This is a genomic window from Streptomyces sp. NBC_01446, from assembly GCF_026340095.1.
Lineage (GTDB): Bacteria > Actinomycetota > Actinomycetes > Streptomycetales > Streptomycetaceae > Streptomyces > Streptomyces aureus.
The window spans coordinates 142,128-154,701 of sequence record NZ_JAPEPO010000002.1 but is presented as its reverse complement, the minus strand read 5'-3'; the positions used below and the strand labels follow the sequence as shown (position 1 = coordinate 154,701).

Genomic DNA, 12,574 nt, shown 5'->3' with positions numbered 1-12,574 from the left:
CAGGAGACTGCGCCGCTGTACCTACTGGGCGACCGCCCCGGAAGTGCGCTGTGAGAAGCCGGCAGGGTTCACGTCCCGGCGCGGGTGATGAGTCCGGTCTCGGGACAGCCGTAGGTCTGCAGGAGTTCGTCGGCGAGGGCGGCGGTGGCTTGTAGGAGGCCCCGCTCTCCGTCGGCAAGGTCGTCCAGGAGGACGCCGGCCCGGACGCCCGGACGTGATGCGTTCGCCGTCATGACCATCCTTCACAAGCCGGAACCCGACGTGTTTCATGTCAACGTCGCGGCCCGGGACCGACACGCTCGTAGGTGCAGCGCTTGGTGACCGGGTTCAAGCCGGCGACTTTCAGCGAGGTATGGGGTGCCGTCTTGATACGGGAGAGCCAGGCCTGGCCGGGGACGAGGATCGTCAGGTCAGCAGGCCACCGGGTGAGCGCTGAGGGAGCAGGGCACACCACACCGGCCAGTTGAAACGCGCTCTCTTTGTGCGGCCGGCTGTAGAGGAGCAGTCCGTTGCCGTGGGCGGGGCTCTGAGCCCCGCACTCGACGGCTTTGCCGGAGGTGGAGCGGACCATGTGCATTAACACGGGCCACAGTGCGGCGTCCATGCCCGCGTGCTCGAAGAAGGCCGTCAGCCGTTCCTGCTCCGCCCGCTGGTCCCGCCCCTGTTGCTCAGCAGCCAGCCTGCGGTCCTCGGCGGCCAGCCTGCGCTGTTCGGCGGCAGCGGCCCGCTGCTGGGCGCCAGGCGGTCATTCCCAGAGGCGAGGGCTGGAGCGATCGCCGGACTTGCGCCGGCGGCCAGGGAGCACCGGATCCCCTCCTGCTTGTACGCCCACCGGTGCTGATGGGCTGCTGGCCGGGGACGGAGTGCGCCGACTGGAAGCACGTGACGAACGCAAACTCACCAAAACTGCTTCCGCGCCCTCGAAGCGGCGAAAATTATGTTCCTATTCTTGTCGTTATATTGCTAAATGGCCGATTTGGGAGAGGTGTCATGGACGACAGGCAGGCGGGTGACGGGGAACCTCGTGACGACGGAGCATCCGAGCCGCACCATAGGGCCGAACCGCTCGACGCCTCCGACCAACCCGGCACAGCCCGTCCGGCGCCATCAAAAGTCACTCACCCGGTCGGTACCCAGCCGGCTTCCGACCCGAGCAGTTCGCCGCTGAAGCAGCCAGCAAAACGCAAGCCTGCGCTCTCAGACCTTCTGCGGGACGGGCCGCCAGTGGGTCCGACCCGCCGGGGCTTCTGGCGCAGTCCGCTGCGCGGGCCCTGGCTGACGTCCGTGCTCGGGGCGGTACTGCTGGCGGGCATCGTCCTGATGTTCGTGACGGGACTGCTCTCGTACGCCGCGTACAACCCGGATCTCGGCGCTAACGACAAGACCCCGGACCGGGGCTGGCTTGGCTTCTATCTGTTCTCCTGGCCCACGCACCCCTATTGGCTGTACCGGCTCACCCAAGGCGTCCACGTCACGCTCGGCATCGTCCTGATCCCGGTACTGCTGGCGAAGCTGTGGTCGGTGATCCCCAAGCTGTTCTCATGGCCCCCGGTCAAGTCGGCCAGCCACGCACTCGAACGGATCTCGGTGCTGCTGCTCGTGGGCGGCGTGCTCTTCGAGTTCGCGACCGGCGTGCTCAACATCCAGTTGGATTACATCTTCCCCGGCTCGTTCTACCCCCTGCACTTCTACGGTGCCTGGATCTTCATCGGTGCCTTCGTCGTCCACGTTGCCTTCCGCATCCCGCTCATGGTCCGGATGCTGCGCAGCGGCGCTCTTCGCGAGGAACTGCGTAGGCCATCCAGAGCCGCGCAAAGGGATCCGTCCGACCCCACGGACCTGGTCACCTCACGCCCTGCCGCCCCGACCATCTCGCGCCGAGGCGCGCTGGGCATGGTGGGGGCAGGCTCCCTCGTCCTGCTCGGCGTGACAGCGGGACAGAGCATCGGGGGATGGATGCGACCCACCGCGCTACTCGCGCCGCGCGGGCAGGATCCCGGGCCGGGCCCCAACGGATTCCAGATCAACAAAACCGCTGCCGGTGTGGGCATCAGGGCGCGAGATGTGGGGCCGGCCTGGCGTCTCGCCGTCCGGGGACCCGGTCGGGAGAGGATCTTCACTCGTGATCAGGTTCTGGCGCTGCCGCAGCACCGGGCCGCGTTGCCGATCGCCTGCGTGGAGGGGTGGTCCACCGAGGACCAGGAGTGGAGCGGGGTACGCCTCGCGGACCTGGCGACCCTGGTCGGATTCACGGGAGCGGCGCCGGGTGTGTTCGTCCAGTCCGCCCAGCGGGCGGGGTCGTTCCGTTCGACGACGTTGCGTGACAACCAGGTCAGCGACCCGCGCTCCTTGCTGGCGCTGCGGGTCAACGGGGCCGATCTGTCCCCGGACCACGGCTACCCCGCGCGAATCATCGTCCCGGCCAACCCGGGTGTCCACAACACCAAGTGGGTCACGCAGCTGACCTTCGGGGAGAACGCGTGAACCGCTTCCGCACTGTCTACGGGGCCTCGCCGCTGCATCTGCTGCTGGTGCTCTGCTCGTTCGCCCTGACCGGCTACGCCGGCGTGCGGCTGCTGAGCGGTGGGGAGCCCTGGAGAATCGTCATTTGGTTCGTCGGCGCCGCGCTCCTGCACGACCTGGTGCTGCTTCCCCTTTACACGGTGACCGATCGTGCAGCCCAGACCGTCCTCGGTGAACGTCGGGAACCTGTCGGCACCGACGGAGCCGAAACCACCCAGCCGAGCCAGGGATGGATCAACTACATCAGGGTTCCGGTCTTCCTCTCCGGCGTGCTGCTCCTGACGTACTTTCCGCTGATCCTGGGGCGGGTCAGCCACCGCTTCACTCTATACACCACGCTCTCCGCCGACGTGTTCCTCGGGCGCTGGCTGCTCATCACCGCCATCTTCTTCGCCCTTTCCGCCGTGGCCCTGCTGATCCGCATGCGTCGGTCCCGCTCTCGGCAGCAGCCCCCGCCCGCGCCCCGCCCGCGCGTAGATCTGCGTAAGCCGGACAAGAGCGGACCGGACCCCGAGCCCTCGCCGTGAGGGGCGGTGAGGAGCCCGTGGCCGTTCGGAGGACTTCGGCCCCGGCCCGGCGTGGCAGGCGGATCGGGCGGCTGTGACTACGCGACCGATCGGCGACTACGCCCTGTTGTCGGACTGCCGTTCGGCGGGCCTGGTCTCCACCGAAGGCTCACTGGACTGGCTCTGCCTTCCCCGATTCGACAGTCCTGCCGTCTTCGGCCGCCTGCTCGACGAGCAGGCGGGGCACTGGTCGATCCGCCCCTGCGCGCCGAGTGAGGCCGTCCGCCGCTACGTTCCGGGAACGCTGGTCCTGGAGACCACCTTCCGGACGCCCTCCGGCACGGCCGTGCTCCTCGACGCCCTGGTGATGGGGCACCGCGTACGCGGCCACGCACTCGGAAAGTCCTCACCCGGTGTCGTATTGCGTCAGATCACCTGCACCAGCGGCTCGGTGGCCGTGGAGACCACCTTCGCGCCGCGGCCCGAATACGGCCTCATCCACCCGGTGCTGTCTGCTGTGCGGGGCGGGCTCAGCGCGAGCGGGGGCAGTCAACGCCTCATCCTGTCGGCACCGCTGCCTCTGCGGTTCGATGGCTCGACCGCACACGGCGCGACGGAGCTACAGGCCGGCCAGCGGCTCGACTTCGCCCTGTCGTCCATCGCCGTGGGGGGCGAGGCAGCACCGGAATCCTGGCCAGGCAGGCGCATCCGTCGCCGACTGAACGACACGATCAAGGGGTGGCGCTCGTGGACACAGATCCACCAGGGCTACCGCGGCCCGTGGCAGGATGAGGTCAGCCACAGCGGACGTGTGCTGCAGGCATTGACCTTCACTCCCACCGGGGCCATCGTCGCAGCGGCCACCACGTCCCTGCCCGAGAGCGTCGGGGCTGACCGCAACTGGGACTACCGCTACACCTGGGTACGTGACGCCAGCTTCACCCTCCAGGCCCTGTCCACCTCGGCCTGCGAGAAGGAGGAAGCCGCCTACTTCGGATTCCTCGCCCAGGCCGCGGCGACCCAGCTCGACTGCGGCATCGACCTCCAGGTCATGTTCGGTATCGGCGGTGAAAGGGACCTCAGCGAGCGCACCCTCACCCACCTCTCGGGCTGGCGCGGCAGCACACCGGTCCGCACCGGCAACAACGCGTGGCGCCAGCGTCAGCTCGACGTCTACGGCGAGCTGCTCGACGCCGCCCACCGGACCCACCCACGCGACCAATGGTTCGAACGGCCCGTCCGCACGTTCCTCCTCCAGGCGGCCGAGACCGCCGCCCGCCGCTGGAACGAACCCGACCAGGGCATCTGGGAAGTACGAGGCCCCAGCCGCCACTTCCTCCACTCCAAGCTCATGTGCTGGGTCGCGCTCGACCGCGCCATCGACCTCGCACCAGCCCTCGGGGCAACCGCCGGGCATGTCACCTCCTGGCGCGAGACCCGTCAGGCGATCCGCAGCGCCATCGAAACCCACGGGTGGAACCCACGGCTGGAGGCTTTCACCCAATCATTCGGATCAGACGAACTCGACGCCTCAGCCCTCATGCTGCCGCTCGTCGGCTTCCTGCCCGGCGACGACCCCCGCATCCGGTCCACCGTGACCGCGATCGCGACCCGGCTGACGGACGCACGAGGACAGGTACGCCGCTACCTGGGCGACGACTTCGCCTCCGACGAGGGCGCGTTCCTGCTGTGCACCTTCTGGCTCGCCCAGGCCCTCGCGCTGACCGGCGAACCCACACGCGCCCGTGACGTATTCGAAACCGCACTCGCCTGCGCCAACGACGTCGGTCTCCTCGCCGAGGAAGTGGACTCCGCCACAGGAGAAGCTCTGGGCAACTACCCACAGGCGTTCAGCCACATCGGCCTCATCAACGCGGCACGCGCTATCCACCAAGCCGAAAACGCCCGCCCCGATGGCCTCGCCCCGCACCAGTGAGCCTCTCGTACGGCCCAAGATCGACGATCAATGCCTTCACCTGGGCGGATGATTTGTCGGCTAGCTGTCCCTAGCGCGCCCCAACCTCGTCAGCACCTAGATCCATAAGAAAGGCCCTAGTAGAGTGTCGTTGCTTAGTTCTGGGTTGTTTCGAGAAGCCCTACCAGCTCCTCGACCATGCCCGCGCCCCGCTCCCGGCCCGCCCTGGCCACGACACCTGCCAGGACAGTGAGTACATCCGCTGCGGCACGTGCTCAATCTTCGTGTGGGTCGAACCCCTGCGCGGGTGGCGTCGAGTTCAGGCACTGTCCCAGCGGACCCGGATCGACTGGGCCGGCCAGATCAAACAGCTGCTGAGCGTGGATTACCCCGACGCCGAGGCCGTGGTGCTGGTGATGGACAACCTCAACACCCACACCATCGCCTCACTGTACGAGGCCTTCGAACCAGAAGAGGCCTTCGCGCTGGCCCAACGCCTCGAGATCCACCACACGCCCAAACACGGGTCATGGCTCAACATCGCCGAGATCGAACTCTCCGCGCTGACCCGCCAATGCCTCGACCGCCGGATCAACGACCTCGACATCCTCAACACCGAACTCACAGCCTGGCAGAACGCCACCAACACCGACCAACGCCAAGTGAACTGGCAGTTCACCACCCACGACGCACGCACCAAACTACGTCACCTTTATCCCAAAAATTAGCTACGACGGTCTACTATAACCATCGACGTCACCGCGATGGTGTTCGTGATGAACGGCGGCGGCCGGTTCCACCGCCGCCACCTGCTGAAGCGCGCCGACATCTCGCACTGGTCCTGCGCGGCCGGCGCCGCGAGCCCGGCCTGGACGAGCTGATCGTGCAGGCGGCCCTCGCCACGTACTGCACGGACAGCCGGGCGGCGCGCTCCTCAATCTTGGTCGGTCACACAACTGCCGCCGCACACGCCGCAGTTGCGGTGAGTCAGCCACGGATTGTTCACCGTTTGGGTCTACCCGCATAGACCCGGGTGGTGGTGTCATGCCGTCAGGCGCCCGGAACTCCGCCCCGGGCCAACACTTGCGGGAGCCCCCCTCATGCGACCGATGCGCCGCCTCACCGCCACTTTTACTGCCGTCGGGATGACCGCCGCCGGCCTGATCCTGGCCACTGGTACAGCAGCCCACGCATCCACCTGCTCGCAGTCCTATCTGCCGCTGTCCGACCCGTCGTGCACGCCGGGTGCTTACAACCCGGATGTCACGCAGTCGACGATCGGCTCCACGATCTGCGTCTCGGGGTGGACCGCGACGGTCCGCCCGCCCACCTCCTACACCAACCCCTTGAAAGCCCAGGGGATCATCGACTACGGGTACGCCGACACCGCCATGACGTCTTACGAGGAGGACCACCTGGTGCCGCTCGAGCTCGGCGGCGCCCCGCGCGACCCGAAGAACCTGTGGCCGGAGCCGTACTCGGGCGGGCAGACCGCACACACCAAGGACGGCACCGAGACCAAGCTGAAGAACGCGGTGTGCAACGGCACGATCACCCTCTCCGCCGCACGCAGCGCCATCAAGAACAACTGGACAACAGCGCTGCAGGTCACCGGAATCGGCTGACCGGACCCGGCACTGCCGACCAGCGAGGCCACCCCCGCCAGGGGTGGCCTTTCATGGTCATCCTCCAGGCCGCCAGCCTCTTATGCGGGTACGAGCCGGGTGGATGTGGCGCGCGCAAGCGGCCTTCGGGCGCGGTGACCGTCTCTGGCTGTGTTGTGGCAGGGGCCTGACAAATATTTGGCCAAATCTCGTACGCGGGACCGGACTTGCGCCAGTGACCGTGATCAGGTCTATCCCGATCGGCTAGACAGGACCGTTCGGGAGGGAACACGGTGGCATCATCTGCCCGTAAGAGACGATGGTTCACGATCTGTGCCATCACTGCATGCGCCGCACTCGTCGCCGTACCGGCAGGCGCAGTGTCCGGTGGCACGCCGAACCCGTTCGGCGTCCGCACGATGGACCGGCTCGCTCATCAGCGCGAGTCGGCTCATGCCCACTTGACCGCCAGCCTGTCGGATGACGACGACGGTAACGAGTCCGATGAGATCGCCGAGGGCGCGGACCAGTTTGCCGAGGCGCGTACCTCCCCGGGCGTGGTCGCGCCAGGCGCGTACGGGGCTGCGTGGAGCAGCTTGGACGGCCTGCGCCGCGCCGGTAGCAGGTGGAAGAACATCACTGATCTGCCGTACAACTCCGACGATTCGCGTTACCGCGACTATGACTCCAACTCAAGCGGTGGCTCCGGTATGGTCACCGGCCGGATGGCCGCGATGGCCGCCGACAATGATGGCTATGCGTACGCTGGCAGCGCGGGAGGCGGCGTCTGGCGCTCGAGTACCGGCGGCGGCCACTGGACGCCCATCAGCGACAAGCTCCCGACGCAGGCCACCGGCGCCCTTACCCTGGACACGGCTGGCCGGCTGTGGCTCGGCACTGGCGAGGCGACCACCAACGCGGACGCCTATCTCGGCAGCGGCGTCTACGTGCTGTCTAGCCCGCACCACGGTTCGTACTCGACGCGCAGCCGGGTCGGCGGCGACGAGCTGGAGAGCACCACCATCCATCAGCTGCGGTTCGGCGCCGGCAAGGTGTGGGCGGCCACCAGCGAAGGTGTGTGGAGTCACTCCACGATGCGCCTGTCCGGTTCCTGGAAGCTGGAGTACGCCCCGAACCCGGACTACCTGCCGGGCCACTCCAAGGCCAACGACCCCGACGCCCCGTACAAGAACATCACCAACGACATCGCCGTCGACCCCAAGGACCCCTCCAAGGTCCTACTCGCGGTCGGCTGGCGCAGCGGTGACGAATACAACGGCTTCTTCGCTCAGCACAACGGCAGCTGGCAGAGGGTGACGACCGGCCTGGGCGACCTGCCGTCGGACTCGGCCACCGTAGGCGAGGTCACCTTCGCCGCGTCCGGCGACGGCTCTCGTTACTACGCGATCGACCAGTCGCCGAAGCAGCTCGCGAACAATCCGGACAGCTCGCTGGAGGGCATCTACGTCTCCAAGTCCGGCTCACCGTTCGGCCCTTGGACGAAGACTGCCGACTACCATCAGCTCGCGGCCTCCGGCTCGGCGCTCACCACCGCGGGCTACATGCCCGGCGTGCAGGCCTGGTACAACCAGTTCCTGTCCGTGGACCCGGCGAACGCCGACCACGTGTACGCGGGTCTCGAGGAGGTCTACGAGAGCCAGAACGGCGGTACCCAGTGGTCTACCGTCGGCCCGTACTGGAACTTCAACTTCCCCTGCTGGAACATCGATCCGAGCAAGCAGACCGGTGACTGCAACCCGACCACGCACTCCGACCAGCACGGCATCGCGATCGGCCGTTACCACGGGAAGCCGTACGTCTACGTCGGCAACGACGGCGGCGCGTACAAGCGCCCCGTCCACGGCTCCCAGGACGCGGACGGCCACGCTACCGACTGGACCTCACTGAACGACGGCACCATCGACACCCTGCAGTACTTCTCGGTGGGCATCGGCAAGGACCTCGACCACGGCGGCGTCTCGGTCACCGGCGGACTGCAGGACAACGGCCAGTCGGAACTGCGCAGCAACGACAAGGTGATGGGCTCCAACTTCGGCGGTGACGGTACCGACACGATCACCGACACCGCCAACGGCTGCAACATAGCGCAGGCATACGTCTACCTGCAGATCCAGGTCACCCAGGACTGCGCCGTCAACGATGGCTCCTGGGAGAGCGACCCGTCCAAGGCCACCTCGTACTCCGTCGCCCCGCCAGACAACGCGACCGGCGAGGCCCGCTTCGTCGCTCCCATGTCGGCGGACGCGAAGGACAGCTCGACCTGGGTCGCGGGCGGCCGGCATGTGTGGGTGCAGACCCACGGATACGCCATCCGCAGCAGCACCGAGTGGACGAACGCGTTCGACCTCGGCGAGGGCCACACCGCCACCGCGGTCGCGTCCTCGGGCGGCAAGGTGTACGCGGCGTGGTGCGGCCCCTGCAACAACCAGGGCTTCACCCGCGGCATCGCGGTCGGCAACGCGGACGGCACCGGCTGGCACCAGATCAGCCTGCCGGTGGAGGGCAAGGTACCCAACCGCTATCTGAGCGGCTTCGCCATCGACCCGCAGAACGCCGATCACGTCTACGTCACGGTCAGCGGCTTCTCCCGGCAGTGGACCGAAGGCCCCGGCGCGGGAGTCGGCCATGTCTTCGAGACCAAGGACGGCGGCACCACCTGGAGGGACGTCTCCGGCAACTTCCCGGACGTACCGGCCGACTCCGCGGTCGTCCTGCCGGGCGGCGGGCTCGCGGTCGCGACCGACCTGGGAGTCGTCTACCGCGGCCCGCACACCGCCAAGTGGGAACGGGTCGGCTCACTGCCGGCGGTGGCCGTGCTCCAGCTCAAGATCGGCCCCGACAACAAGCTGTACGCGGCCACCCACGGGCGCGGCATCTACACCATGCCGGTGCGCGAACTGCAATGACCAGCAACCGGTGATCACCGCTCGTCCGGTCGAGGCACCACGCTCAGCCGAAGAGTGAACGCGACAGGCGCCGGACCAACCAGGTCCGGCGCCTTCGCCGACACCAAGACGTCGAACCTCCCGGCACGGACGCAGGCAGGCGTCTTGCGAGAAGGGTTGTCAGGGCAAGGGGGCCGTTACCACATGCGGCCCCGAGGCAGACGCAGGAACAACTTGTGAACAGATGCGGACTGGCGAAGCCGCGAGCCCCTCCACGCCGGCCCGGCCCTCCCCGAACTGGTCGCTGAGAGCAGACCTATGGCTGCGTCAGGACGTCACGGTCGCCGATGCCGTCCTCGACCACTAGGCGCCGAACTTGTCGGCCTGGGCCCGCATGAACCGTTCCGGGTTCGGTAGGGACTCGATCGTTTGAGAGGATCGAGTCATGGCACGTCCCTAAGAATGTGAGGCGGTCCGGGAGGACCGGGTATGGCTGATGGCGCGTTGCCCTCGAGGGCTCGGAAGGAATGGCCGCCCGGTCCTCCGGGACGCTCCGACCACTGATTGAGAACTGCGGTCATCGCTGGTTAGGGACCTGTCGGCGGGGTGTCCTTCGGACCATGTAGTGCTGGTCACGAGGGATACGGAGCGACGGGCTTGAGTACGTCTCACGAGCGGATATGGGTCGGCATCGATGCCGGCAAGGGGCATCACTGGGCTGTGGCCGTCGATGCCGACGGCGAGACGCTGTTCTCGACGAAGGTGATCAACGACGAAGCGCAGATCCTCACGCTCATTGACACCGCCCGCGAACGGGCAGGTGAAGTGAGGTGGGCGGTCGACATCTCGGGCCGGGCTTCCACCCTGCTGCTGGCGCTGCTGATCGCGCACGGCCAGGAGGTGGTTTACGTACCTGGACGGACGGTCAACCGCATGTCGGGCGCCTACCGGGGCGAGGGCAAGACCGACGCGAAGGATGCCCGTGTCATCGCCGACCAGGCACGTATGCGCCGGGACTTCGTCCCGTTGGCCACGCCCCCGGAGCTGGTCACCTCTCTGCAGGCGCTGACGCACTACCGGGCCGATCTGATAGCCGACCGGGTCCGTCTGATCAACCGGCTCCGCGACCTGCTGGTGGGCATCTGCCCCGCCTTGGAGCGGGCCTTCGACTACTCCGCAGCCAAGGGGCCGGTCGCGATGCTGACCGAGTACCAGACTCCGGCCGCCCTGCGACGGATCGGCGTCAAGCGGCTGACGACCTGGCTGGAACGCCGCAAGGTCCGCGGCGCTGAGGCCGTAGCGGCGAAGGCAGTGGAGGCAGCCCAGTCGCAGATGACCGCGCTGCCGGGCGAGAAGCGTGCCGCGAAGCTGGTCTGCGATCTCGCCCACCAGCTTCTGACTCTGGACGAGCGGATCAAGGACAACGACCGGGAGATCCGCGAGACCTTCCGCGCCGACGAACGCGCCCAGATCATCGAGTCGATGCCCGGCATGGGCCCCGTCCTGGGCGCCGAGTTCGTCGCCATCGTCGGCGACCTGTCCGGCTACAAGGACGCCGGCCGCCTCGCCTCGCACGCGGGCCGGGCCCCGGTCCCGCGGGACTCCGGCCGCCGCAGCGGCAACTACCACCGGCCCAAGCGCTACAACCGGCGTCTGCGACACATCTTCTACCTGGCCGCGCAGACCGCGATGATGCGGCCTGGCCCCTCCCGGGACTACTACCTCAAGAAACGAGGCGAAGGGCTGTTGCACACCCAGGCCCTGCTCGCGCTGGCCAGGCGACGGGTCGATGTTCTGTGGGCGATGCTGCGTGACAAGAGGCTGTTCACCTCCGCCCCGTCGGTCACGCAGACGGCTTGACACGATCATTGAGATTCCTTCCCAGTACCCGCTTGAGCTGCGCCGTCGTGCGGTTCGGATGGTCGCCGAGGTGCGGCCCGACTACGACACCGAGTGGGCGGCGATGAAAGCGGTCGCCGCGAAACTGGGCATCGGCACGACCGAGACGCTGCGCAAGTGGGTGCGGCAGGACCAAGTCGATGCCGGTGCCCGGCCGGGCACGACGACAGAGGAGTCCATGCAGGTCAAGGCGATGAAGAAGGAGATCGCCGAGCTGAAGCGGGCGAACGAGATCCTTAAGGCCGCGGCGAGTTTTTTCGCGGCCGAGCTCGACCGGCCACACACACGCTCGTGAGCTTCATCGACGAGCACCGGGACCGCTTCGGCGGAGTCGAGCCGATCTGCCGTGTTCTGACCGAGCACGACTGCAAGATCGCCCCTTCCACCTACTACGCCCACCACAAGCGCCGGGCCGCACCGTCGGCCAGGACTGTGCGGGACGCCGAGCTGAAGGAACGGATCAGCGAGGTCTTCGAGGCCAACTACCGTGTCTACGGGGCGCGGAAGATCTGGCGTGAGCTCAACCGGCAGGGCCACGCGGTGGCCCGCTGCACGATCGAACGCCTCATGCGCGAGCTGGGCATCGTCGGTGTGCTCCGCGGCAAGAAGGTGATCACCACGCTGCCCGGCGGGCAGGTCGGGAGGGCGCCGGACCTGGTGGACCGCGACTTCGTCGCCGACTCCCCGAACCGGTGCTGGGTCGCGGACTTCACCCACGTGAAGACCTGGGCCGGTGTCGTCTACGTCGCCTTCGTCGTGGACACCTTCTCCCGCCGCATCGTCGGCTGGTCCGTGGCCACCGCGAAGGAAACGGTGTTCGTCCTGGACGTACTGGAGATGGCAATCTGGCAACGCGACCGCGAACAACATCCAATCCAGCCAGGCGAGTTGATCCATCACAGCGATGCCGGGTCGCAGTACACCAGTTTCCGGCTCGCCGAGCATCTGGACACCGCCGGCATCGCCGCCTCGATAGGATCCGTCGGCGACGCGTATGACAATGCCCTGATGGAGAGCACGATCGGCCTGTTCAAGACCGAGCTGATCAAGCCCCGACGCCGCTGGAAGACACTGTCCGACGTCGAGCTCGCAACAGCCGAGTACGTCGACTGGTACAACCACCGACGACTCCACGGTGAGATAGGCCACGTCCCACCCGTCGAATACGAAGCCCTGCACTACCTGGCAACCACAAAACCCCAGGTCACGCACAACATCTGA

The 12,574-nt window shown here is 67.4% G+C and carries 11 protein-coding genes; 9 read left to right on the top strand and 2 right to left on the bottom strand.

Going from position 1 to position 12,574, the window contains the following annotated elements; all coding sequences use genetic code 11:
- Positions 1–68: 68 nt before the first annotated feature.
- Together OG456_RS38070 and OG456_RS38065 are read right to left on the bottom strand one after the other, a co-directional pair.
- A complete protein-coding gene (locus OG456_RS38070; RefSeq protein WP_266569690.1) occupies positions 69–233 on the bottom strand; it encodes a hypothetical protein in 165 nt (54 codons plus the stop codon).
- A gap of 38 nt (positions 234–271) precedes the next feature.
- Positions 272–604 (bottom strand): hypothetical protein, encoded by a 333-nt coding sequence (locus OG456_RS38065; RefSeq protein ID WP_266569689.1) that lies wholly within the window; start codon positions 602–604, stop codon positions 272–274.
- Positions 605–1,206: 602 nt separating this feature from the next.
- Between OG456_RS38065 and OG456_RS38060 the strand changes: the two genes are divergently transcribed.
- From OG456_RS38060 to OG456_RS38020, 9 genes are all read left to right on the top strand, one after another.
- Positions 1,207–2,484: a molybdopterin-dependent oxidoreductase gene (locus OG456_RS38060; RefSeq protein WP_266570723.1), complete on the top strand. Its 1,278-nt coding sequence runs from the start codon at positions 1,207–1,209 to the stop codon at positions 2,482–2,484.
- On the top strand, positions 2,481–3,050 hold the full coding sequence (locus tag OG456_RS38055) for a hypothetical protein (RefSeq protein WP_266569688.1): 570 nt from the start codon (positions 2,481–2,483) through the stop codon (positions 3,048–3,050). Before OG456_RS38060 ends, OG456_RS38055 begins: the two co-directional genes overlap by 4 nt.
- A 73-nt stretch (positions 3,051–3,123) precedes the next feature.
- The gene (locus OG456_RS38050) at positions 3,124–4,965 is read left to right on the top strand and encodes a glycoside hydrolase family 15 protein (protein WP_266569687.1); all 1,842 of its coding nucleotides are present in this window, start codon (positions 3,124–3,126) and stop codon (positions 4,963–4,965) included.
- A gap of 104 nt (positions 4,966–5,069) precedes the next feature.
- A complete protein-coding gene (locus OG456_RS38045) occupies positions 5,070–5,672 on the top strand; it encodes a transposase (RefSeq protein ID WP_323136450.1) in 603 nt (200 codons plus the stop codon).
- 372 nt (positions 5,673–6,044) lie between these two features.
- A complete protein-coding gene (locus OG456_RS38040) occupies positions 6,045–6,569 on the top strand; it encodes a hypothetical protein (RefSeq protein WP_266569686.1) in 525 nt (174 codons plus the stop codon).
- Positions 6,570–6,841: 272 nt separating this feature from the next.
- Positions 6,842–9,475 carry a glycosyl hydrolase gene (locus OG456_RS38035; RefSeq protein WP_266569685.1) on the top strand — a complete coding sequence of 878 codons (2,634 nt, stop codon included), beginning with the start codon at positions 6,842–6,844 and terminating at the stop codon, positions 9,473–9,475.
- Positions 9,476–9,698: 223 nt separating this feature from the next.
- Positions 9,699–9,821, top strand: coding sequence for a hypothetical protein (locus OG456_RS38030; RefSeq protein ID WP_266569684.1), 123 nt, complete (start codon positions 9,699–9,701; stop codon positions 9,819–9,821).
- 290 nt (positions 9,822–10,111) lie between these two features.
- Positions 10,112–11,314, top strand: a complete 1,203-nt coding sequence (locus OG456_RS38025) for an IS110 family transposase (protein WP_266569683.1) — start codon at positions 10,112–10,114, stop codon at positions 11,312–11,314.
- A 58-nt stretch (positions 11,315–11,372) separates the two neighbouring features.
- Positions 11,373–12,574 (top strand): IS3 family transposase gene (locus OG456_RS38020; protein WP_266569682.1). Its coding sequence is split into 2 segments (ribosomal slippage): positions 11,373–11,610 and positions 11,610–12,574, totalling 1,203 coding nucleotides; the frame shifts between segments, so codons are not numbered across the junction.